Genomic DNA, 23101 nt, shown 5'->3' with positions numbered 1-23101 from the left:
GTGAAGTATTTAAAACTGCCGCTATACATCAAAACTGCGCTTTATTGCTCACTGGCGACCACGACGTTTTCGGCTCTGGCGGAGGAGCTGAATTTTGACATGGGTATTCTCACCTCCAGAGGCATTAGCCCCAACGTGGCACAATATTTTTCCCGTGCGCCGCGTTTTCTACCAGGCAGCCACACCGTCATGGTAAAGATCAATGGCGTAAATAGAGGGTCGTTGGTCGCGCGTTTCGACACAGAAGGCCAACTTTGCGTGGATGACGATTTCCTCAGCGCCAGCGGGCTCGTACCGCTTAATATCAGCGCCAAAGAAACCTGCCATAGCCTACAAGAAGATTATCCCTCAGCGATTATTACCCCACTGCCAAACAGTGAATCGCTGGAGCTTTTTGTTCCGGCGCAGGCTCTGGATAATAACTTACTCTCGCTAAACAACGTGATTAAAGGCGGCACCGCCGGGTTATTTAACTATAACCTGTACGCCAGTCGCAGCGAGTCATCCGGTAGCGATAGCCGAAACTATGCCCAGGCAAACCTTGAAGCTGGCTTAAACTTCGCGGAATGGACGCTGCGCAGCCGCTACATGCTGACGAATAATGATGGAGAATACCGTACCGATAGTCTATACACCTATGCGGAGCACGTATTTCAGGCACAAAAAATGCGTGCGCAAGTTGGGCAGATCAACGTCAACTCCAGTCTATTCAGTGGCGCGCCGATCAACGGCGTACAGCTTATCCCTGAACAAGGGCTGGCACAGGATACCCAAGGCGTAACCATTAACGGTATTGCCCGAACCCACCAGGCTCGCGTTGAAGTTCGTCAGTCCGGACAGATTATTTATACCGCACCAGTGAACGCTGGGGCATTTACCCTTGAAAATGTCCCAATCATACGCAGCAATACCGACCTTAACGTCAGCGTCGTTGAAACCGATGGCTCAACGACAACCTTCACGGTGCCGGCAGTATCCTTTAATTTACGCGAACTCACGCCCGCAGGCTTAACAATGTCCATAGGGCGCGTACGTGATACCACCAGCGACTATTCTCTCCCCTGGATCTATAACATCAGCGATGGTTGGAAACTGAGTGAAAACTGGCTGGCGCAGGCGTCTGGCGTACTGGCACAAGACTATCAAGCGGCAGGAGGTATGCTGCAATGGCTTCCAACCAACAAATGGACGTTTTCCGGCTCAATGCTGGGCAGTAAAGCGTCCTTTGGCGAATCTCTGCAGGGTGCGAAAAGTGAACTACGCGCCAGCATGGCGCTGCCCGGGGAAATTAGACTTGACGTCAGCACCGCCCGCTACAGCGACGGATATCGTGAGTTAACGGATGCGCTCAATAAAGATGCTTACGAATACCAAAGTAGCTCCAGTGCTAATATCGCCTGGAACCATAATCTGTTAGGTACCTTCTCTCTGGGTTATTACACTTATCAGGCTACGGATAATGACAACGACTCTCGCAGTATAATGGCTTCCTGGGGCAAAACATTTAAATATGCCTCAATTACCGCTAACTGGCAGCACGCTGTTAATCAGGATGATGAGAATCATAACGGCAGTAATGATGATGATATGTTTTACATCAACATCAGCATTCCACTAGGTGAGCAGCGCGTCGGCGCTTATATGCGTAATCAAGGTGATAAAACAACCTACGGGCTACAAAATAATGGTTCGCTGAGTAAAGATACCCATTACTATATTTCTGCGGATCGTGATGCAAAAAACCAGCAAAATAGCTTCAACGGTAATCTCAATAGCAATCTCCATTACACTCAACTCAGCGTGGGCGGCGGCACTGATGGCGATAATTACCGCAACTATAACGCAACCTTCAGCGGGGGCATCGCTGCACACGAACATGGCATAACGTTCTCGCCTTACACCATCAAAAATACCTTTGCTATCGCACGCCTGAGTGAACCAGAAAGCGGCATTGAAATCGCCACGCCACAGGGGCGAATCTGGACTGACCGCTGGGGGCAGGCCGTCATTCCGGGGCTAACTGAATGGCGGAAATCCCGCGTAGAGGTTAATGCGAATACGCTACCAAAGAGCATGGAACTGGCAAACGGTATTAAGAATATTACCGTCGCGCACAGCGCTTTTCGGGTACTGAATTTCAACGTGCTGAATACACGCCGTGTGATGCTGACAGTAAAGCGTCCGGACGGCTCATGGCTACCTAAAGGCACCAGCATTGTAGATGAAAAAAATAACTATTTGGTCAGCGCTGTCGACAGCGGACGCGTATTTATCACCGATGTTGCGGATAATCCTGCGTTATATGCCGCTGATGATGATATGAATCGTCTGTGTCGCATCCACTACACGCTGCAGAAAACCCAGGATAAAGAGGCATTTTATGAAACGGCAAAGGGAGTCTGTCAATGAAATCCAACAGCAAATGGTTGGGGATTGCTATATGTTGTCTCTTCACCGCACTACTCCCTCCATCAGCCCGGGCCGACGATGACTGCCAAATAACGTTCTCTTCGCCAAACGTCAGCTTTGGCTGGCTTAAGCAAGATGATATCGTCAATTCTCAGCAAGGCTGGAATCAAATGTCTTCACAGGAGGTTCACGTTAGTGTGAGTTGCCCAGAAAGCCAGAATATTGCTCTTTTTGTGCAAGCCTCAGCGGGGGAAAAGGGACGATTTTATTTTGGAAATAACGGTGGTCTCGCCGTACGTGTTAGTCAGATGATAGTAGATGGTAAAAGTTATCCTATTGCCAGCACCCTTGATAGAGTGAGCTTTGCTCCCAATGACAGTGCCCTGGATAGTCTGTTGCTACATAATAACAACGGTATCATCGCGATGGATAATAATCAGCAGGTCAGTGGGAAAATGATGAACGTCACGCTGACATTAACACCTGTCTTGAACGATAATCAATTTACACATTCTACCGATACGGTCATGCTGGAAAGCAATTTACAGTGGGAAGTGCTGACGAAATAAACGATGAAGGGGGCCTGCTCTGGCCCCCTTCACAATCTTACTCTTTATCGCCCAGCAGTACGGATTCCAGCGCGATTTTGATCATGTCGTTGAAGGTCGTCTGCCGTTCAGCGGCAGTGGTCTGCTCGTGGGTACGGATGTGGTCGGACACGGTGCAGATGGTCAGCGCTTTCGCGCCAAACTCAGCCGCAACGCCGTAGATACCCGCCGCTTCCATCTCTACGCCCAGTACGCCGTATTTTTCCATCACGTCGAACATTTCGCCGTCCGGAGAATAGAACAGGTCTGCGGAGAACAGGTTGCCCACGCGCGCGTCTACGCCCAGCGCTTTTGCCGCGTCAACCGCGTTACGTACCATGTCGAAGTCAGCGATAGCCGCGAAGTCATGATCTTTAAAACGGATACGGTTCACTTTGGAGTCGGTGCAGGCCCCCATACCGATCACCACGTCGCGCAGTTTGACGTCCATGCGCACAGCGCCGCAGGAGCCAACGCGAATGATTTTCTTCACGCCGAAATCGGTGATCAGCTCTTTGGTGTAGATGGAGCAGGACGGGATACCCATACCGTGGCCCATCACGGAGATCTTACGGCCTTTGTAAGTCCCGGTGAAACCTAACATGCCGCGAACGTTGTTCACTTCGCGGACATCTTCGAGGAAAGTCTCAGCAATGTGCTTCGCGCGCAGCGGGTCGCCCGGCATCAATACGACGTCAGCGAAATCACCCATTTCTGCATTAATATGTGGAGTTGCCATCTTCAGTTCCCTTTAAATTTGTTGTTATTGCCTGATGGCGGCTACGCCTTATCAGGCCTACAAAACGTGTGCAAAAACAGTGAAATACCCTAAGGATTTCGCGTTGTAGGAAGGCGACGAATTCGTGAATCCCCGGGAGCATAGATGAACTATGTGACCGGGGTGAGCGAATGAAGTCAACGCATCTACAGCGCGAAAGACAACGGGTATCACAGCATGTTTTTACCGTAGTCCATCGGCGATGTACCAAAGTAGGTCGCCAGCGTCTGGCCGATATCCGCAAAGGTTTCACGGTGACCTAAAGAGCCCGGTTTGACTTTCGGACCGTAGATCAGCACCGGAATGTGCTCACGGGTATGGTCAGTACCGGTCCAGCTCGGGTCACAGCCGTGGTCAGCGGTCAGGATCAGAATGTCATCTTCACCCACCAGCTCCATCAGCTCCGGCAGACGGCGGTCAAACAGCTCCAGACCTGCGGCGTAGCCCGCGATGTCGCGACGGTGGCCCCAGGAAGAGTCGAAGTCGACGAAGTTAGTGAAGACGATGGTTTTATCGCCCGCTTCTTTCATCTCTTTGAGGGTCGCGTCGAACAGCGCGTCCAGACCGGTCGCTTTCACTTTCTTAGTGATGCCGCAGTTGGCGTAGATGTCGGCAATCTTACCGACGGACACCACGTGGCCCTGTTTTTCATCGACCAGTTTCTGCAGCACGGTCGGCGCTGGCGGTTCAACGGCCAGGTCGTGACGGTTGCCGGTACGCTGGAAGTTACCGGCCTTGTCGCCGATAAACGGACGCGCGATCACGCGGCCAATGTTGTAGCCGCCTTCGGTCAGCTCTTCACGGGCGATTTCGCACAGCTCGTAGAGTTTATCCAGGCCAAAGGTCTCTTCGTGGCAGGCAATCTGGAACACGGAGTCAGCGGAGGTGTAAAAAATCGGCTTGCCGGTTTTCATGTGCTCTTCGCCGAGCTGGTCCAGAATGACCGTACCGGAAGAGTGGCAGTTACCGAGATAGCCCGGCAGGTTGGCGCGTTTTACCAGCTTATCCAGCAGTTCCTGCGGGAAGCTGTTTTCGTGGTCGCTGAAATAGCCCCAGTCGAACAGTACCGGCACGCCGGCGATTTCCCAGTGGCCGGATGGCGTATCTTTGCCGGAGGACAGTTCGTGCGCCCATGCGTATGCGCCAATAACGTCCGCGTTGCCGTCCATACCGGCGGCAATTTTACCGGTAGAGCCTTCATGCGCTTTCACCAGCCCCAGACGAGTCAGGTTAGGCAGATTCAACGGGCCCTTACGGCCATTGTCAGCTTCGCCTTTGGCGCAAGCTTCTGCGATGTGGCCCAGAGTGTCGGAACCTACGTCGCCAAAACGATCCGCGTCTTCAGTAGCGCCGATGCCGAATGAGTCCAGCACCATAATAAATGCACGTTTCATATCTTCTCCGTACTTAGTGCTTCAAAAATAATTGATCAGATCAGTATACAACTATTCAGTAATTCGACGATAGACCGAAGGTGTGCTTGCTGGCGCTTTATCGTCAAGGATAATTGCCGCTTTGACGGCCTTCGCCGCTTCCTGCCAACTGGTTTCGTCTTTGGCATGAATCACCGCCAGCGGACGCTGCCCGTCGATGCTGTCGCCCAGACGGGCCATGTCGGTAAAGCCAACGCTGTAATCAATGGTATCTGACGCCTGACGACGGCCGCCGCCCATCGAGACGACCGCCATCCCCAGCGCACGCGTATCCATTGCGCTGATAAACCCTTCGGTATCAGCATATACCGCTTTGCTCAACATGGCGGTCGGCAGGTATTTATCGTAGTTCTCAACGAAATCGCTTGGCCCTTTCTGCGCGGCCACCATACGACCAAAGACTTCTGCCGCTTTACCGTTATCCAGCACCGCCTGCAGTTTGGCACGCGCTTCGGCGTCGTCTTTCGCCAGCTGACCGGAGATCAGCATCTCCACGCATAGCGCCATGGTAACGTCAAACAAGCGCGGATTGCGGTATTCACCGGTCAGGAACTGCACGGCTTCACGCACTTCCACCGCGTTACCGGCGCTTGAAGCCAGCACCTGGTTCATATCGGTTAACAACGCCGTAGTGCGAACTCCCGCGCCGTTTGCCACGCCGACAATCGCTTCAGCAAGGGCTTCAGAAAGTTCATAGGTTGGCATAAACGCACCGCTGCCGACTTTCACGTCCATTACCAGCGCATCCAGTCCTTCGGCCAGTTTCTTGGCGAGGATGGAACCGGTGATCAGCGGAATAGAGTCCACCGTCGCGGTAATATCGCGGGTGGCGTAAAAACGTTTGTCCGCCGGTGCAAGCGAGCTGGTTTGCCCAATAATCGCCACACCCACGTCTTGAATAATTTCGCGGAAACGGTTGTCGTCCGGGAAGATATCGAAGCCCGGGATCGCTTCCAGTTTGTCGAGCGTACCGCCGGTATGTCCGAGGCCGCGACCGGAGATCATCGGCACATAACCGCCGCAGGCCGCTACCATTGGCCCCAACATCAGAGACGTCACGTCCCCTACGCCGCCGGTCGAATGCTTATCGACAATCGGGCCATTGAGATTCAGGCTTTTCCAGTCAAGGACAGTACCGGAATCCCGCATCGCCATGGTCAGCGAAACACGCTCCGGCATGGTCATATCGTGGAAGAAGATGGTCATCGCCAGGGCGGCAATCTGCCCTTCAGAGATAGTATTGTCACGAATACCATTAATAAAGAAACGAATTTCTTCGTCACTCAACGCATGACCATCACGCTTTTTACGAATAATTTCTTGTGCGAGAAACACGGTACCCTCCTGAGGGAAAAGAGTAGAAGGCTTACATCGCCGGATGGCGGCTAACGCCTTATCCGGCCTACAGGCCTGGATTTGTAGGCCGGATAAGCACAGCGCCATCCGGCAAATCAGAGCTTAGTAGCTGCTGGCGCTCTTACCGTCGCCGTGACCCAGCGCTTTCAGCAGGCTTGCCAGCAGGCTGGATGCGCCAAAGCGGTAGTGACGAGAATCTGCCCAGTCAGCGCCAAACAGTTCGTCTGCAATCGCGAGGAATTTCTGCGCGTCTTCCGCCGTACGTACGCCGCCCGCCGGTTTGAAGCCAACGGTTTTGGAAACGCCCATGTCGCGGATCACTTCCATCATGATGCGCGCGCTTTCCGGCGTAGCGTTTACCGGCACTTTACCGGTAGAGGTTTTGATGAAATCCGCACCGGCTTTGATGGAGATTTCAGAGGCTTTACGAATCAGCGCCTCTTCTTTCAGCTCGCCGGTTTCGATGATCACTTTCAGCAATACGTTCGCTGCGGCACAAGCGTCTTTACAGGCTTTTACCAGGTCAAAACCCACCTGCTCGTTACCGGCGATCAACGCGCGGTACGGGAATACCACGTCCACTTCGTCAGCGCCGTAGGCGATCGCCGCACGGGTTTCCGCCAGCGCAATATCGATGTCATCATTGCCATGCGGGAAGTTAGTCACCGTTGCAATGCGGATGTCCGGGGTACCTTGTTCTTTCAGAGTTTTACGCGCAATCGGGATAAAACGCGGGTAAATACAAATCGCCGCCGTATTCCCGACCGGGGTTTTTGCCTGATGACACAACGCGATCACTTTTTCATTGGTGTCGTCATCGTTCAGAGTGGTCAGATCCATCAGTTTGAGCGCACGCAGGCTGCTTGCTTTTAAATCAGTCATGACATTCTCCAACGGCATTGCCGTATAAAATTTCACCTTGCGAGTCTGTTAATATTCTAACATTCACTCGCGTTTACACTTCGATATACATCACAGTTAATGAAAACTACGTACAAATTTGCATTACTGTAATGAGATCTGAATCAAATTATCCCGCCGTCACCGTCTGTTCTTCGAGCGATAAGCGCATCAGGATCAAAGTCGGTTTGCCGCCATTTTCTACAATAGCGCATCGTCCCGGCATAAAGAGGAAACGAAGATGCCTGCCTCATGCGAAACTGCGCTCCAGCAGCGTTGCCAGCAAATTGTGACCAGCCCGGTGCTCACGCCTGAACAAAAACGCCATTTTCTGGCGCTGGAAGCTGAAAACGCCCTGCCTTATCCCCCCCTGCCGGAAGATGCCCGCCAGGCGCTGGATGAAGGCGTCATTTGCGATATGTTTGAGGGGCACGCCCCCTTCAAACCGCGCTACGTGTTGCCCGATTACGCCCGATTTCTGGCTAACGGTTCACAGTGGCTGGAACTGGAAGGCGCGAAAGATCTGGATGATGCGTTATCCCTACTCACCATTCTGTATCATCACGTTCCTTCCGTGACGTCCATGCCGGTTTATCTCGGCCAGCTTGATGCGTTGCTGCAACCGTATGTTAGAATTCTAACACAAGATGCGATCGATATTCGAATAAAACGTTTCTGGCGTTATCTCGACAGAACGCTGCCAGACGCCTTTATGCATGCCAATATTGGCCCTGCCGATACGCCTGTCACACGAGCGATTTTGCGCGCTGATGCCGAGCTAAAGCAGGTGGCGCCTAACCTGACGTTTATCTACGATGCGGAAATTACGCCGGACGATCTGCTGCTGGAGGTCGCCAAAAACATTTGCGAATGCAGTAAGCCACACATTTCCAATGGCCCTGTAAATGATAAAATTTTCACAAAAGGCCATTATGGCATCGTCAGTTGTTATAACTCGCTACCGCTTGGCGGCGGCGGCAGTACGCTGGTACGTCTCAACCTGAAAGCCGTGGCAGAACGCAGTACGTCTGTCGATGACTTCTTTTCACGCACGCTACCGCACTACTGCCGACAGCAGATCGCCATCATTAATTCACGATGTGAATTCCTCTATGAAAAGTCACATTTCTTTGAGAATAGCTTTCTTGTACAGGAAGGTTTGATCGATCCCGAACATTTTGCGCCGATGTTCGGTATGTACGGGCTGGCGGAAGCCGTGAATCTGCTGTGCGAAAACGCGGGCCTGAACGCCCGTTATGGCAAAAATGAAACAGCGAACGAGCTGGGCTACCGTATTAGCGCCCAACTGGCGGATTTCGTCGAAAATACGCCAGTGAAGTATGGCTGGAAGCAACGGGCGCTGCTCCATGCCCAGTCTGGCATCAGTTCCGATATTGGCACTACGCCGGGCGCGCGTCTGCCGTATGGCGATGAACCGGACCCTATCACCCATTTGCAAACCGTCGCGCCGCACCATGCCTTTTATCATGCCGGGATCAGCGACATTCTGACGCTGGACGAAACCATCAAGCGTAATCCGCAGGCGCTGGTTCAGCTTTGTCTTGGCGCGTTCAAAGCCGGGATGCGGGAATTTACCGCCAATGTCAGCGGCAACGATCTGGTGCGCGTCACCGGTTATATGGTGCGCCTGTCGGATCTGGCGAAATTTCGCGCCGAAGGCTCGCGCACGAATACCACCTGGCTGGGAGAAGAAGCCGCACGTAATACCCGCATCCTGGAACGACAGCCACGCGTAGTCAGCCATGAACAACAGATGCGCTTTAGTCAGTAAGATCATTGCGTTTTCCTGCGTCGATGGGCCAGGCAGCCGCCTGGCATTATTCTTACAGGGCTGCAATTTGCGCTGCAAGAATTGCCATAACCCGTGGACGATGGGACGCTGTAACGACTGCGGGGAATGCGTATCGCAGTGTCCGCACCACGCCCTCAGCGTTGATGGCGGGAAAGTGGTATGGCGGTCGGACGTCTGCGAGCAGTGCGATACCTGCCTGAAAATGTGCCCACAGCAGGCAACGCCAATGGCGCAGACCATGAGCGTTGACGATGTGCTGCGTCATATTCGTAAAGCATCGCTGTTTATTGAAGGTATTACCGTCAGCGGCGGAGAGGCGACCACGCAATTACCGTTTGTTGTGGCGCTATTTACGGCGATCAAAGCCGATCCGCAGTTACAACGGCTGACCTGCCTGGTGGACAGTAATGGTCAGTTAAGCGAGACCGGCTGGCAGAAACTACTGCCGGTTTGCGACGGCGTAATGCTCGATCTGAAAGCCTGGAAGAGCGAGTGTCATCACCGTCTGACCGGACGTGATAACACTCATATTAAGCACAGTATCCGCTTTCTTGCTGCGCAGGGAAAACTGGCGGAGCTGCGGTTACTGGTTATCCCGGGTCAGGTGGACTATGCGGCGCATATCGATTCACTGGCGGCGTTTATTACTTCGCTGGGCGAGGTTCCGGTGCGTTTGAATGCCTTTCATGCGCACGGCGTCTATGGCGAAGCGAAAGCCTGGCCAGGCGCGACGCCGCAAGAGGTGGAACGGCTGGCTGACGGATTGCGCGCGCGTGGGGTGGCGAAGCTGATTTTGCCGGCGCTATATTTGTAAGCGTCGCCTGCCGGACGGCGGCTGCGATGCCATCAGAGCCGAAACAAGGTAATGGTATTGCGATACAGCGTATCGGCTATCACCTCTGCGGGCTCCGGACGTAATTCGCAGAGCGCATCAAATACGCGCGCCGCCTGCTCCGGGCGATTCGGCTGCCCCTGAAACCCCTTTAGCGGCATATCCGGCGCATCGGTCTCCAGCAACAGCGCGTCCAGCGGCAACCGCGTCATAACATCACGGGTTTTACTGGCGCGCGGGTAGGTGATGGTGCCGCCGACGCCGATTTTATAGCCCAGTCGCACAAAGCGTTCGGCCTGTTGCAGACTGCCGGCAAAACCATGCACCACACCGGTTCGCGGCAGATCCTGGCGCTTTAAGTGCATCGCCAGTTTGTCATGCGTGCGCCGCGAGTGCAGGATCACCGGCAGATCGTAGCGTTTTGCCAGTTGCAGCTGCGCGTCTAAAAATCGCTCTTGCCTGGCAAACTGCGGATCGTCGCGATAAAGATCGAGACCAATCTCGCCTACCGCCACGACGTTCTGTTGTTGCGCCAGCGCTTGTTGCAGCTTATCAGGATCGTCATCGGCATGACGCTCAATCACAATGGGGTGTAATCCCAGCGCAGCATAAAGCGACGGGAAACGCGCCGCCAGCGCCAGCACGCGGGGAAAGTGAGCCGCCTCGGTCGCCGGCACGATGATTTTTTCAACGCCCGCCTCACAGGCACGCTGAATACTGGCGCGCTCATCGCCCGTAAAGGGCGGGAAATCAAAATGGCAATGCGTATCAATAAAGCGCCAGCTCACGCCAGATCCTCGTCGTTAAATGTGGTGTCGTTTGCCTGCGGCGCGCTAATGACCTCCGCCACATGCGTATCATTGGCCACCGGCGCCGGAGGCACGACCACCGTTTCCGGCACAGCAATCCGCGACGTATGGCGCAAGAGAGGCGGCGTTGCGGCGAGCAATTTACCAACGGTGGCAAGGAAATAACGCCCGCATAATCGCCCGGTTTTGTAATCCTCACGCAGCGCCGGGATACGGCTGCCCAGCGCCATGCTGTGCAGCGGTTTCGGCGGATAAATTTCAATGATCCGCAGCTTACCCGGCGGCTTTTCAATAAATTGTTGGATCGCGCTGTAGGACGTTTCATGATGCTGCACCAGGTTGACCAACGGCTGTAGACTGCTCTCTCCCAGCCAGCGCTCCATACGCTTAAACCACTGCGGCGTGTAATACATTTGCGAGGGTACGGTGCGGATCACCACAATGGTTTTCGCCCCCCGCTTTGCCGCCTCCTGAACCGGAATGGCGTCGCTAATGCCACCGTCCAGATAGTTGATGCCCTCTAACGTAACGCCGGTACGGTAGAAACCCGGTATGGCGCTGGAGGCGCGAATGATATCAAGCCAGTTTTGTTTTGTCGGCGAGAAATAGCCCGGCGTGTAATCATCCCCCCGGCAGGCGCACATATAAAAGGATTTTCCGCTGTCGAACAGGCGCGCTGCGGTATCCATCTGCAGCGGCATTCGGGCGGCGGTGGATTCCACCAGCCAGTCGAGGTCAATAAGGTTTCCTCCGCGTACAAATCGCAGCGGATCAAAAAATTCGCGCCTGGTGGTATAGCGCATAATGACTTTACGCCCGTAGCCGGGCTGGTTGCAGAGATACGCCGAGAGATTTTGCGCACCGGCTGATGTGCCGAAGTAGAGATGGAAAGGATTAAACTGCGCACGCATAAACTCATCCAGCACGCCTGCGGTAAAGATGCCCCGCTGCCCCCCGCCCTCACAGACCAGCGCCATACGGCCTGGCCGGAACGGTGTTAATGATAACGGCGCAATATTGCCGAGCGTAACCGGTATTCGCTGGCCCACCTCTGCCTTCCTGTTTTTCATTTTTTTCCAGGCTGACAAGGTAACGCAAAACGTTAACGGCTAAAACCGTAAAAGCCAGTCCGCTGGACTGGCTTGATAGCAATATATCTTTACAGCTGCCTGCTAGGGTCGTTTACGGCCCATGAACAGGCTGACCAGGAAGAGCACGATCCCGACGACGAAGACGATTTTCGCCGCGCCGGCAGCCGTACCAGCCAGTCCACCAAAACCCAATGCGGCGGCAATTAACGCGATAACCAGAAATATAATGCCCCAACGAAACATAAGCCTCTCCTTTACCATAGTTAATGTCGACCGCTAAATATGAGCGCTCAGGCTACTCATTCGCGATATTTTTAGTGTGGTGCACATTACGCCTCCCGACAAACGTCGGGAGGACGAATTACGACGAATTACTGAACTTTCAGATCGTTTTTAACACTTTTTACGCCATCAACGGCTTTCGCGATGCTTTCAGCGCGGTCGCTTTGTTCCTGAGTTTCAACAGTACCGGAGAGCTGTACGACGCCATCGGTCGTTTCCACTTTTACTTTACGGGAAGGGACGAGATCGTCCGCCAGCAACTTGGCTTTGACTTCACTGGTCGTGGCCGTATCGCCGGCATAACCTTTCACGGAACCTTCTTTATTGTCGCGAACGTGAAGTTTGTCGCTAACGGAGGTCACGCCTTCTACGCCTTTCGCCACTTTCACGGCGGCTTCAGCCTGCGCCTGGCTTTCTACAAAGCCGCTCAGGGTGACGACTTTCTGATTGGTTTCGACAGAAATATCGGTGCTTTTAATATTGTCATGGTCTACCAGCGCAGCTTTGACTTTCGCAGTGATAGCGCTGTCATCCATGAAGTTACCGACTTTATTCATAGAGCTATCGACTTTTTGCCCTGCGGTTTCGGTTCCGCTTTGCGCCTTGTCCGTTGTTGCGTTTTCTGCAAAGGCAGAACCTGTCGCAACAGCAGAGGTCAACATTACGGCCAGCAGAGTTTTAGAAATCTTCAGTCTTGTCATAGTCATCGATTTTGTCCTGTATAGTTTGCTCGTAATTTGAGCTCAGGCAACACGAGGTTGCATTGCTGAATGCGGTGAAACTCACCGGTTTCTGAAGTCAATGACTGGCATCACATTCGTGAATTTGTAACGACGCGTCGCCTGCCACCCTTCCGTTTCAGTTATTAATATCGTGACTGAAACAAATCTCAGCTTTAAGCTCTCATATTCACGCATTGAACAGGCATTAAAGCCGACATTTATGTCATCACTTTGTTAAATATAGATCACAATTTTAAAATCGCTTGTCGGTGCGTATAAAAAACAGGCAGATCGGAGAAAAAACGCGGGATTTAAGAACATTCCGTAAGCGGTTAAAAAGGCAGGGAAAGTACGAAGGCGCGGCGGATGCCGCGCCCGGAAAGGGATCAGTGTTCGCGCGTTTTACGGAACTGAACGTCAGGGTAACGTTCCTGGGTCAGGTTCAGGTTAACCATCGTGGGGGCGATATAGGTGAGGTTGTCGCCGCCATCCAGCGCCAGCTGCGTTTCATTCTTACGCTTAAACTCTTCGAATTTCTTCGCATCGGCGCTTTCCACCCAGCGCGCCGTCGCCACGTTGACGGATTCATAAATCGCCTCAACGTTGTATTCGCTTTTCAGACGCGCGACAACAACGTCAAACTGCAAAACGCCCACGGCGCCGACAATCAGATCGTTGTTGGAGATGGGACGGAATACCTGCACCGCCCCCTCTTCAGAAAGCTGCACCAGCCCTTTCAGTAGCTGCTTCTGCTTGAGCGGATCTTTCAGGCGAATACGACGGAACAGTTCCGGCGCAAAGTTCGGGATACCGGTAAACTTCATCATCTCGCCCTGGGTGAAGGTATCGCCGATCTGAATGGTGCCGTGGTTATGCAGACCCAAAATATCGCCCGGGTACGCTTCTTCAACGTGCGAACGGTCGCCCGCCATAAAAGTTAACGCGTCGGAAATCACCACATCTTTGCCGGTACGGACCTGGCGTAACTTCATGCCCTTCTCATACTTACCGGAAACCACGCGCATAAACGCCACGCGGTCGCGGTGTTTCGGGTCCATATTGGCCTGAATTTTAAAGACAAAACCGGTGAACTTCTCTTCTGAGGCTTCCACTGTGCGGGTATCGGTTTGACGCGGCATCGGCGCGGGCGCCCACGCCACTAAACCATCCAGCATATGGTCAACGCCAAAGTTACCCAGCGCGGTACCGAAAAATACCGGGGTAATTTCCCCTGCCAGGAACAGCTCTTCATCAAACTCGTTAGACGCGCCCTGCACCAGTTCCAGCTCGTCGCGCAGTTGCTGCGCCAGGTCTTCACCGACGGCGGCGTCCAGATCCGGGTTATTCAGCCCTTTAACGATGCGCACTTCCTGAATGGTGTGGCCCTTACCGGTCTGATACAGATAAGTTTCATCTTTATAAAGGTGATAAACGCCCTTAAACAGCTTGCCGCAGCCAATCGGCCAGGTGATCGGCGCGCAGCCGATTTTCAGCTCATTTTCCACTTCATCCAGCAGCTCCATCGGGTCGCGGATGTCACGGTCGAGTTTGTTCATAAAGGTCAGGATCGGCGTATCGCGCAGACGGGTAACTTCCATCAGCTTACGAGTCCTGTCTTCAACGCCTTTTGCGGCGTCGATCACCATCAGACAGCAGTCCACCGCCGTCAGGGTACGGTAGGTATCTTCGGAGAAGTCTTCGTGCCCCGGGGTGTCCAGCAGGTTCACCAGACAGTCGTGATACGGGAACTGCATCACCGAGGTGGTGATAGAGATACCACGCTGTTTTTCCATCTCCATCCAGTCAGATTTTGCATGTTGGCTGGAGCCACGGCCTTTTACCGTACCGGCGGTCTGAATCGCCTGTCCGAACAGCAACACTTTTTCGGTAATGGTGGTTTTACCGGCATCCGGGTGAGAAATGATGGCAAAAGTGCGGCGTTTGGCCACCTCTTGCAAATAAGGAGACAACGTCATAGTCAAATCTTCTTGAGTAAGCGCGGCGTTTGACCACGCATGTTGAATACGAAAAATGCGGCTATTTTACCCATCAACCTGGGGGAGGCAATCAGTGTTTACACAGGAGCTGCTCCAGTTCGCTTAATGACGCCACAGTCCAGGTTGGATGAATACCCGCGGGCTGCTCGCGATGATGCGCGTTAAGCCAGCAGGTCGACAGTCCGGCGTTAATGCCGCCAAGAATATCGGATTCCGCGGTATCGCCAACCATTAATACGCGCGAGCGGTCAGGATTCCCCGCCTGCTCCAGGGCGTAGTTAAAGATTTTCGGATCGGGCTTCGCGACGCCAACCTGCTCGGAAATCACCAGCAGATCGAAATACTCGCGCAGCCCGGTGCGCTCCAGACGAGTTTGTTGTAGCGCGGTAAAACCGTTAGTAATAATACCGATTTTAGCCTGCCCGCGAATCGCATTAAGTAGCGAAACGGCGCCCGGCAAAGGAGAACAGATCTCCGCCATCGCACTAATAAAAGCGTCATTCAGCAGCCCCGGCGCAACGTTTAGCCGTTCAGCCCAACTTTGAAAGCGCGCGTGCTGCAATTGTAATGAAGTAATCGCGCCGTTCTGATAATCCACCCATAGCGGCTTATTCACGGCCTGGTAATCCTGGAAATCCTCAGCGGTAAAGGTGACGCTATAGTCAAGGAACATCCGCTGTAAGCCGGTGAAAGAATCAAACGTAAACAGCGTTTCATCGGCATCAAAGAAAATCCAGTCCCACTTCATCATTACACCTTGCCTCTTTTATTACATGCTTATCGGTAACGCCATGATGATGGCGTCCTCATGCCCTTGTGCCGTGGGATAGTAATTGCGGCGAATCGTCGCCTCGTTAAACCCCAGACTTTCATACAGCGCGATGGCGGCAGCGTTAGAGGCGCGTACCTCCAGCCATAGCGTTACAACCCCACGTTTTTCCAGTTCATCAATCAGATGCTCAAGCAGCATACGCCCCAGCCCCCGACGCTGAAAATCCGGATCGACGGCAATATTGAACAGCGTCGCTTCGTCCAGCACCACCTGTGTAATGGCAAACGCGGCCATTCTGTCATCAGCGGTCAGCTTAAGGTTGAGATACCGTTCGCCCTGGTTGCCGAAAAACGTTTTTTCGCTCCACGGAAACGCATGAGCGCGTTGCTCAATCTGCCAGGCTGCGGGGAGATCGGTCGTGCTGAGGATAGAAATCGTGTTCATGTTCGCAGATTTGTTGCCATAGTGCGGCGCGTGCCGCCGGGTTTGCCCGGAGTTCATTAAACGCCGGCGTCGTGACCTGAGCGCCTTCGAGTTGGAGCGGCGCGTCAGTTCCTAACCGCCAGCTATTACAACGGCTGCCCTGCGGCAGCATGGCGACGCGCTCAGGCGCCAGCGGTAAAACCTGATCGGGACTCACGGTCAACGCGCGTAAAATATCGCGCATTAGCGGCTCGTTCAGCGCGGGTAATTCCTCTGCAACCACGATCAGACGAACGTGCGCGGGAAGGGAAATCGCAATCTCGCCCTGTAGCGCGCCAGGACGTCGCAGCGCCCACTGCGTAATACCCAGTTGCTGTAACTGCCAGTCTCGTCGGGATGTCATAGCGAAACGCTCCTGTAATCAGGGGCGCAAATATAGCAAATCTGTCGAATCTCCGCCATCAAACTACTATAATCGCCGCCAGTCTGAATTAAGGAGCATTCCATGTCTGCTTTTACCCCGGCAAGTGAAGTCTTGCTGCGCCACAGTGATGATTTCGAACAAAGCCGTATTCTTTTTGCCGGAGATTTGCAGGATGACCTGCCCGCGCGCTTTGAATGCGCCGCCAGCCGCGCGCATACGCAACAGTTTCACCACTGGCAGGCGTTAAGCCGCCAGATGGGCGATAACGTCCGTTTTAGCCTGGTCGCGCAAGCCAGCGATGTCGCTGACTGCGATACGCTGATCTACTACTGGCCGAAAAATAAACCCGAAGCGCAGTTCCAGTTGATGAATATTTTGTCGCTGATGCCGGTGGGCGTCGATGTTTTCGTCGTGGGAGAAAACCGCAGCGGCGTGCGTAGCGCCGAACCGATGCTGGCGGACTATGCGCCGCTGAACAAAGTAGATAGCGCGCGACGTTGCGGCCTTTACCATGGTCGTCTGGAAAAGCAGCCGCAGTTTAGTCTTGAATCCTGGTGGGCCGAGTACAATATCGACGGGCTGACCATCAAAACGTTGCCGGGCGTATTCAGCCGCGACGGACTGGATGTTGGTAGCCAACTGCTGCTGTCTACGCTGACGCCGCACACCAAAGGTAAAGTGCTGGATGTCGGCTGCGGCGCTGGCGTGCTTTCCGCCGCGCTGGCCAGCCATTCGCCGAAAGTGCGCCTGACGCTGTGTGACGTCAGCGCGCCGGCGGTGGAAGCTAGCCGCGCCACGCTTGCCGCTAATGGTCTTGAAGGCGAGGTATTCGCCAGCAACGTCTTTTCGGAAGTCAAAGGACGTTTTGACATGATCATCTCCAACCCGCCGTTCCACGACGGAATGCAAACCAGCCTTGATGCGGCGCAAACGCTCATTCGCGGCGCAGTGCGCCATCTGAACAGCGGCGGAGAGTTACGCATCGTGGCGAACGCCTTTCTGCCCTATCCTAAGATTCTGGATGAGACTTTTGGCTTCCATGAAGTCATCGCGCAAACCGGGCGCTTTAAGGTTTATCGTACCGTGATGACCCGTCAGGCGAAGAAATAGTTGGCCTGATAAGCGCAGCGCCATCTGGTTGCATGTGCCGGATGGCGACGCAAAGCGTCTTATCCAACCTACGTCTTGCGCCCATTTTTGCAGCAATCAATCTATCCCATGCAATTAACTATTGACGAATAGCTGAAAACCACTAGAATGCGCCTCCGTGGTAGTGATTCTTTTCAAGAATCGATGGTATGCGAAGGTGGCGGAATTGGTAGACGCGCTAGCTTCAGGTGTTAGTGTCCTTACGGACGTGGGGGTTCAAGTCCCCCCCCTCGCACCAAAACCACGTTGATATTGCTCGCACTGGGCGAAGGTGGCGGAATTGGTAGACGCGCTAGCTTCAGGTGTTAGTGTTCTTACGGACGTGGGGGTTCAAGTCCCCCCCCTCGCACCAACGAGGCGATATCAAAAAGTAAGATAACTGTGCGAAGGTGGCGGAATTGGTAGACGCGCTAGCTTCAGGTGTTAGTGTCCTTACGGACGTGGGGGTTCAAGTCCCCCCCCTCGCACCAATTATCTTATCCTTCCTTTGTCCCTTCATTTTCATCCCTGATTCCAGTTCATCATTGCCAACATCATGCCGCCAATAAGCGCTATACACGATGGCAGCAGTACAAAATGCCGTAATTGTTTGTGATACAACATCAGCGCAGACAGTAGCAATCCTGATACAATCAACAGCTTCAGCGCATAAGCTGACAGGCCGATAAACGCCAGTCCAACGATAATCACTCCAGGCAATAACACGCCCCATCCGCTGCCTAACGTCCGCTGCAACATGGTTTTACCTCTGGAATTGATAATGATAACCAATATCATATGATATATTTTCTCATTTGTCAGCCAGGGAGAAAGCTAAAGAGATGAGTTTTACTTAACGGTTGATGACACGTATTCAGTAAGGTGATAAATTGTCCGACTGTTAACGTAAAAACAACAACACCTCGCTTTAGGCGACCTTTTCTCATACGTTATTTTCATGTTGGCGCCCGATTCCGTGTATATCACCGATAAATAACGACAATTACCCATGACAACACCATCCTGGCGGTCGCTTCGTATTAAGAAGTATCAGTTTTCTTTACGTCTTTTCTTGTTTCTCAACGCCGTGTCGGCGCTATTTACTCTCGTTTTCCCCCTTTATCAGATCAATGTATTTTGCACGCCAATGATCGGGATAGTGGTCCTGAGCGTATTACTGTTGATATGGCATGGGAAATATGGACAAAAAAGAATTAATCTCCCCTTTATCTCCCTACTCTTTGGGGGAATATGGGCGGCGCATATTGCGCTAAAGTATCCGGCGTTAGGCCATTATGATTTCTCTTTTTTACTGATCTCCCTGCTTAGCGTTCTGTTTATCGGCTCGATAGCCTTTGCCGCGAATATCGTCGCGTTTACGCTCTATTCGCTACCGCCAGTCGCGGTCTGCCTGTGGCTGAACGGTAATGAACAAGGTTTGCGAATTCTCTATTTGCTGGCCCTGCCAATGGTGGGAATCGCTATTCAACATGTTATCCAGAAACGCTACGATAATTTTGCCCAACAGCTCATGTTTAAGCTGCTGGCCGAGCGGGAAACCCTCAATGGCCTGAGCATGCTTGATCCATTAACCGGCTTATATAACCGCCGTGGCCTGCAAAATCGGCTGGATACGTTACAGGCGCCGGGCAGCCATGAACACTACGTCCTGCTATTGGATATCGATCATTTCAAAGCGTATAACGATCACTACGGTCATATGATGGGCGATCAGGCGTTAATCCGCGTCTCAGCGGCAATTCGGGACGCCGTGCGATCGCGCGATGTCGTCTGCCGTTTTGGCGGGGAAGAATTTCTGGTGTTGCTGACCACCGCCGAACCACAGCAAGCCCGCGCTACCGCAGAACGTATCCGACAGGAAGTATACGATCTTAAAATCCCGCATATGTTTAACGAAAGCGTCGCCACCAATGTCACTGTCAGTATCGGCATTGCGCCCCTGACGGATCGCAATATCGGAGACGCTATCGAAAAAGCGGATAAAGCGCTCTACGAAGCCAAGCATCTTGGACGTAACCACATTCTGGTCAGCGACGACATGCGCGCCCTATGAATCCTGCTGACGTAATCGTGCTACGCCAACAGCGTTAACCATAAACCGCTTGCCATCGTTTATCGCTATCGATAGGATTAGTAATAATTATCATTTAGATTAACATCATTAAACTGCGCTATGGCCTACCGTTCCGCACCGATTGCTGACGATATTATCTGGCGAGCTGCTCCCCAGCCGGAAGACGCCTCGCTGGCGGACGCAGTACGCGAGACGATCGCCTCTACCCGTGAGCACCTGTTGGACTTCATCCGGCTGGATGAAACACCGCCGCCAACGGCGATGACTCTTGCCCAGTGGACGCGCCCCGCGACGTTTCGTTCATTGCTGGCCGCCTATTCCGATCACATCTATCGGCACACGCCAGGCCTGCCACGTGAAAATAAGCCGTTACTCTCCCTGTGGGCGCAATGGTATATCGGGCTGATGGCGCCGCCGCTGATGCTGGCATTACTGACGCAAGCGCGCGCTATCGATGTCTCGGCAGAACATATTCACGTTGAATTTCATGAAACCGGGCGCGCCGCGTGTTTCTGGCTTGATGTGCATCAGGATAACCTGGCAACGGGGCGTTCCCCGGAAGAACGAATGGAAACGCTGATAGTCTCCGCACTACAGCCGGTCATTCAGGCGCTGGAGGCGACTGGCGACATCAACGCGAAACTTATCTGGAGCAATACCGGTTATTTAATCAACTGGTATCTGACTGAGATGAAACCGCTGCTTGGCGAAGCCCTGCTGGCAACGCTACGCCAGCGCTGTTTTTTTGAAAAGCAGCTATCCGACGGTCAGGATAACCCGCTGTGGCGGACCGTCGTAATGCGCGACGGTCTTCTGGTACGCAGAACCTGCTGCCAACGTTACCGCTTACCTGACGTACAGCAGTGCGGCGACTGCACGCTAAAGTAAACTTGCCTTCAGTTATCGTCACGGCTTACTGCTGCTGGCCTGTCACATTATTATATTTACAGCGGCGCTCTCCGTATGCCAAATTACGTTTTGCCATTTTTGGGTCTACCGTGGCTATTGGTAAGGTCTCAGGAGAGAAGAATGAGTCTGCAATCTGTACGGCAATTTCTGGCCGATCATGCTCCCGATATTGAAATTATCGAATTAAATCAAAGTACAGCGACTGTCGAGCTGGCAGCCAAAGCGCACAACGTAGAGCCAGGGCAGATAGCTAAAACGCTCTCGCTTAAAGTAAAAGACACCATTATCCTGGTGGTCGCGAAAGGCGATGCCCGCCTGGATAATAAGAAGCTTAAAACCACTTTCGGCGCAAAAGCCCGTATGTTGAGCAGCGATGAAGTGGTCAATGCAACCGGACATCCTGTCGGCGGCGTATGTCCCTTTGGGCTGGAGCACCCGCTGCCCGTTTATTGCGACATCTCTCTGAAGGGGTATAACGAAGTATTGCCTGCCGCAGGCGCCACGCACAGCGCGGTACGCATCACGCCGGAAAGAATGGCTGAACTGACATCGGCGACCTGGGTAGACGTGTGCCAATAACGTGCCTGACACCCGGATTCCCCGAACAAGCACGGCGCATCCGGCGCGGGCTATACCCGATGCTGGAGCGCGGTAGCATCGCCGGCGCGCAGATATAACAGAATATCCGCCGCATCGAGTAACCCGGCATCAGAACTCACGCCCAGCTTGGACATCACATTAAACTTATGCGCCCGGATAGTCTTAATGTTACGTTCTAACTGGACGGCAATTTGCGGCATTGAGTAGCCGTTCGACATGAAACGCAGAATCTCCCGCTCGGTTGGACTGAGCATACAATTCTGGTGAAGTTCCCAAAGATTGTCTGTACGCTCCGTTGTCCGCCGGGCGCTATTAAGCGATGTAAATAAGGCATCCTGTAAAACATCCAACGGCGACGCTTTGCTGATGACCCCATCCAGCGGCAGCGGGGATAGCGCGCTGATTAAGCGGGCTTCAGCATCATCATCGGCAATCACCAGACGCCGCATATGGGGATAATTTATCGCCAGTTCCGTCAGGCTGGATAATCCTGTCCGGCGTTCAGTTCTTAACGCAGAAAGAGAAAAAATAACGGCAGAAAACGGCGTCTTTAGCGCAGACTTATAAAACGCGGATGGTTTTGAAAAAATATGAAGCGTATGTCGGCAATCCGGCATTGCATCAAATAGCCCTTTAATACCAATGGTGCTCATCACGCATTTTTCTACGAGCGCAACATTTCTCTTGCTGATTCTGTTTTCCATTCCATGGTTTCTCCATATACCGAAGGTAGGTTCAATTCTCTGGCTCCCTGAGAACTGTTTATCCATGCATACATCTCTGCATTACTGTGTATTGATAAGCGTCGCATGGCGCTATTTTTTTGGGCGCTAATTGTTTTATTACTTTTTTTAAGTAACGCCGCAATTTGGTTAATGCCCCACCCTTTTCCTAAAAGGCGTAATACTTTTCGTTCAGACAGCGTAAGGACAATCGGCCTGTCGTGGGCCTGCTGAATTTCAGACGGTACCTGAGGCGATAATAACGTTTTACTTATTCTTTCTGAGCGAGCGTTTCCCGCATGGATAACGCTAATAAGATTCTCGATTGGCTCTTCGTCTGAAAGCAAGGTGCTGACGGGGCCCATCAGGAGATCAACCGCATGTGGATAGCAGGATTTAGGAACCAGAAATACCCAATGTATGTCGCGATATTGCGAGATTAAGCTATAAAAATATTCGCAGATAGCGCGGGAAGAGGCATTGTTAACTGCTAAATCAGCAATAACTAAATTACTCCGGCGTAGCTGTAGCAGCGTTAGCTCTTCTATCGTACGACAATACGCCAGTTTATAATCGGGGAAATTACCTGTTATAGCCCCTTTAAGGCCTTCCTGTATAAGAGGGGTTTTACTGATAATAAGTCCATTTTTGCAGCATCCTGGCAGCATAATTCCTCCGCACCCACGCCGCCACTTTTCATTGCCCCATTAATAAAAACACTATTAACAATGATCGCAAAGAAATATAGGCCGAGTGGATTAATTATCCTTGTTTTATTTTTAAATATCTAACATCGATTGCGCTACAATCCACATAGCACAAAAACATGAAATCACTATCGCATAGTTACTCATAAAACCAGAAGCAAGACAATTAAATTAACTAAATTTGCACATTAGCAATTCTAACGAAAACGCATCATATTAATAAATTTAAAATATGAGTTCGCCCTTCATTCATATTGCTGAGTCCTAAAACAAAAGCCCAACAATACTGTCTACCATCCATAAAACCCATGT

23 protein-coding genes and 3 tRNA genes are annotated in these 23101 nt (G+C 52.6%); 11 read left to right on the top strand and 15 right to left on the bottom strand.

Going from position 1 to position 23101, the window contains the following annotated elements; all coding sequences use genetic code 11:
• Both NA986_RS19420 and NA986_RS19415 read left to right on the top strand, forming a co-directional pair.
• Nucleotides 1-2409 (top strand): fimbrial biogenesis outer membrane usher protein, encoded by a 2409-nt coding sequence (locus tag NA986_RS19420; protein ID WP_023216925.1) that lies wholly within the window; start codon nt 1-3, stop codon nt 2407-2409.
• The gene (locus NA986_RS19415) at nt 2406-2978 is read left to right on the top strand and encodes a membrane protein (protein ID WP_017441766.1); all 573 of its coding nucleotides are present in this window, start codon (nt 2406-2408) and stop codon (nt 2976-2978) included. The genes NA986_RS19420 and NA986_RS19415 overlap by 4 nt, the downstream gene beginning before the upstream one ends.
• A gap of 37 nt (nt 2979-3015) precedes the next feature.
• On the opposite strand, the gene deoD is transcribed toward NA986_RS19415, so the two are convergent.
• From deoD to deoC, 4 genes are all read right to left on the bottom strand, one after another.
• Nucleotides 3016-3735, bottom strand: coding sequence for a purine-nucleoside phosphorylase (gene deoD / locus NA986_RS19410; protein ID WP_000224864.1), 720 nt, complete (start codon nt 3733-3735; stop codon nt 3016-3018).
• A 209-nt stretch (nt 3736-3944) separates the two neighbouring features.
• Entirely contained in the window at nt 3945-5168 is a 1224-nt protein-coding gene (gene deoB, locus NA986_RS19405) for a phosphopentomutase (RefSeq protein WP_000816454.1), read from the bottom strand.
• Nucleotides 5169-5219: 51 nt separating this feature from the next.
• Nucleotides 5220-6542 (bottom strand): thymidine phosphorylase, encoded by a 1323-nt coding sequence (gene deoA, locus NA986_RS19400; RefSeq protein WP_000477840.1) that lies wholly within the window; start codon nt 6540-6542, stop codon nt 5220-5222.
• Nucleotides 6543-6665: 123 nt separating this feature from the next.
• Complete coding sequence (gene deoC / locus NA986_RS19395) at nt 6666-7445, bottom strand: deoxyribose-phosphate aldolase (RefSeq protein WP_001519713.1); 780 nt, start codon at nt 7443-7445, stop codon at nt 6666-6668.
• 259 nt (nt 7446-7704) lie between these two features.
• Between deoC and NA986_RS19390 the strand changes: the two genes are divergently transcribed.
• Together NA986_RS19390 and NA986_RS19385 are read left to right on the top strand one after the other, a co-directional pair.
• Nucleotides 7705-9255: a YjjI family glycine radical enzyme gene (locus NA986_RS19390; protein WP_023216924.1), complete on the top strand. Its 1551-nt coding sequence runs from the start codon at nt 7705-7707 to the stop codon at nt 9253-9255.
• Nucleotides 9227-10090: a YjjW family glycine radical enzyme activase gene (locus NA986_RS19385; protein ID WP_023216923.1), complete on the top strand. Its 864-nt coding sequence runs from the start codon at nt 9227-9229 to the stop codon at nt 10088-10090. Before NA986_RS19390 ends, NA986_RS19385 begins: the two co-directional genes overlap by 29 nt.
• A gap of 32 nt (nt 10091-10122) precedes the next feature.
• Here NA986_RS19385 and NA986_RS19380 read toward each other — a convergent pair whose 3' ends face one another.
• The 8 genes from NA986_RS19380 to NA986_RS19345 all read right to left on the bottom strand — a co-directional run bounded on the left by NA986_RS19380 (nt 10123) and on the right by NA986_RS19345 (nt 16607).
• Complete coding sequence (locus NA986_RS19380; protein WP_000119007.1) at nt 10123-10896, bottom strand: metal-dependent hydrolase; 774 nt, start codon at nt 10894-10896, stop codon at nt 10123-10125.
• On the bottom strand, nt 10893-11966 hold the full coding sequence (locus NA986_RS19375) for a patatin-like phospholipase family protein (RefSeq protein WP_023216922.1): 1074 nt from the start codon (nt 11964-11966) through the stop codon (nt 10893-10895). The genes NA986_RS19380 and NA986_RS19375 overlap by 4 nt, the downstream gene beginning before the upstream one ends.
• A 123-nt stretch (nt 11967-12089) precedes the next feature.
• Nucleotides 12090-12251, bottom strand: coding sequence for a DUF1328 domain-containing protein (locus NA986_RS19370; protein ID WP_000490276.1), 162 nt, complete (start codon nt 12249-12251; stop codon nt 12090-12092).
• Nucleotides 12252-12379: 128 nt separating this feature from the next.
• Nucleotides 12380-12997: a molecular chaperone OsmY gene (gene osmY, locus NA986_RS19365; RefSeq protein WP_000178963.1), complete on the bottom strand. Its 618-nt coding sequence runs from the start codon at nt 12995-12997 to the stop codon at nt 12380-12382.
• Nucleotides 12998-13398: 401 nt separating this feature from the next.
• Nucleotides 13399-14988, bottom strand: coding sequence for a peptide chain release factor 3 (prfC, locus tag NA986_RS19360; protein WP_000175965.1), 1590 nt, complete (start codon nt 14986-14988; stop codon nt 13399-13401).
• 91 nt (nt 14989-15079) lie between these two features.
• A complete protein-coding gene (yjjG, locus tag NA986_RS19355) occupies nt 15080-15757 on the bottom strand; it encodes a pyrimidine 5'-nucleotidase (RefSeq protein ID WP_000870686.1) in 678 nt (225 codons plus the stop codon).
• A gap of 21 nt (nt 15758-15778) precedes the next feature.
• Nucleotides 15779-16225 carry a ribosomal protein S18-alanine N-acetyltransferase gene (rimI, locus tag NA986_RS19350; protein WP_001092435.1) on the bottom strand — a complete coding sequence of 149 codons (447 nt, stop codon included), beginning with the start codon at nt 16223-16225 and terminating at the stop codon, nt 15779-15781.
• Nucleotides 16170-16607, bottom strand: coding sequence for a DNA polymerase III subunit psi (locus tag NA986_RS19345; protein WP_000203996.1), 438 nt, complete (start codon nt 16605-16607; stop codon nt 16170-16172). The genes rimI and NA986_RS19345 overlap by 56 nt, the downstream gene beginning before the upstream one ends.
• A gap of 102 nt (nt 16608-16709) precedes the next feature.
• Here NA986_RS19345 and rsmC point away from each other — a divergent pair, with 102 nt between their 5' ends.
• The 4 genes from rsmC (at nt 16710) to NA986_RS19325 (ending at nt 18247) form a co-directional block, all read left to right on the top strand.
• Nucleotides 16710-17738: a 16S rRNA (guanine(1207)-N(2))-methyltransferase RsmC gene (rsmC, locus tag NA986_RS19340; RefSeq protein ID WP_023207069.1), complete on the top strand. Its 1029-nt coding sequence runs from the start codon at nt 16710-16712 to the stop codon at nt 17736-17738.
• Between the two features lie 190 nt (nt 17739-17928).
• Nucleotides 17929-18015 (top strand) — tRNA-Leu (locus NA986_RS19335).
• A 27-nt stretch (nt 18016-18042) separates the two neighbouring features.
• Nucleotides 18043-18129, top strand: a tRNA-Leu gene (locus NA986_RS19330).
• Between the two features lie 31 nt (nt 18130-18160).
• A tRNA-Leu gene (locus tag NA986_RS19325) sits at nt 18161-18247 on the top strand.
• A gap of 31 nt (nt 18248-18278) precedes the next feature.
• Here the strand turns inward: NA986_RS19325 and NA986_RS19320 are convergent.
• On the bottom strand, nt 18279-18515 hold the full coding sequence (locus NA986_RS19320) for a DUF1435 domain-containing protein (protein ID WP_000941878.1): 237 nt from the start codon (nt 18513-18515) through the stop codon (nt 18279-18281).
• Nucleotides 18516-18765: 250 nt separating this feature from the next.
• Between NA986_RS19320 and NA986_RS19315 the strand changes: the two genes are divergently transcribed.
• The 3 genes from NA986_RS19315 to NA986_RS19305 all read left to right on the top strand — a co-directional run bounded on the left by NA986_RS19315 (nt 18766) and on the right by NA986_RS19305 (nt 21339).
• On the top strand, nt 18766-19830 hold the full coding sequence (locus tag NA986_RS19315; protein ID WP_000211207.1) for a GGDEF domain-containing protein: 1065 nt from the start codon (nt 18766-18768) through the stop codon (nt 19828-19830).
• 120 nt (nt 19831-19950) lie between these two features.
• A complete protein-coding gene (fhuF, locus tag NA986_RS19310) occupies nt 19951-20739 on the top strand; it encodes a siderophore-iron reductase FhuF (protein WP_023194248.1) in 789 nt (262 codons plus the stop codon).
• Nucleotides 20740-20880: 141 nt separating this feature from the next.
• Nucleotides 20881-21339 carry a YbaK/EbsC family protein gene (locus NA986_RS19305; RefSeq protein WP_000058276.1) on the top strand — a complete coding sequence of 153 codons (459 nt, stop codon included), beginning with the start codon at nt 20881-20883 and terminating at the stop codon, nt 21337-21339.
• A gap of 50 nt (nt 21340-21389) precedes the next feature.
• On the opposite strand, the gene bglJ is transcribed toward NA986_RS19305, so the two are convergent.
• Both bglJ and NA986_RS19295 read right to left on the bottom strand, forming a co-directional pair.
• Nucleotides 21390-22064, bottom strand: coding sequence for a DNA-binding transcriptional activator BglJ (gene bglJ / locus NA986_RS19300; RefSeq protein ID WP_000431551.1), 675 nt, complete (start codon nt 22062-22064; stop codon nt 21390-21392).
• Nucleotides 22025-22750 (bottom strand): response regulator transcription factor, encoded by a 726-nt coding sequence (locus NA986_RS19295; RefSeq protein WP_000936665.1) that lies wholly within the window; start codon nt 22748-22750, stop codon nt 22025-22027. The genes bglJ and NA986_RS19295 overlap by 40 nt, the downstream gene beginning before the upstream one ends.
• Nucleotides 22751-23101: the final 351 nt, after the last annotated feature.

Source organism: Salmonella sp. NW177, from assembly GCF_051811585.1.
GTDB lineage: Bacteria > Pseudomonadota > Gammaproteobacteria > Enterobacterales > Enterobacteriaceae > Salmonella > Salmonella enterica.
Note: the sequence above shows the minus strand (reverse complement) of the source record. Positions and strands in the feature narration are given on the sequence as shown.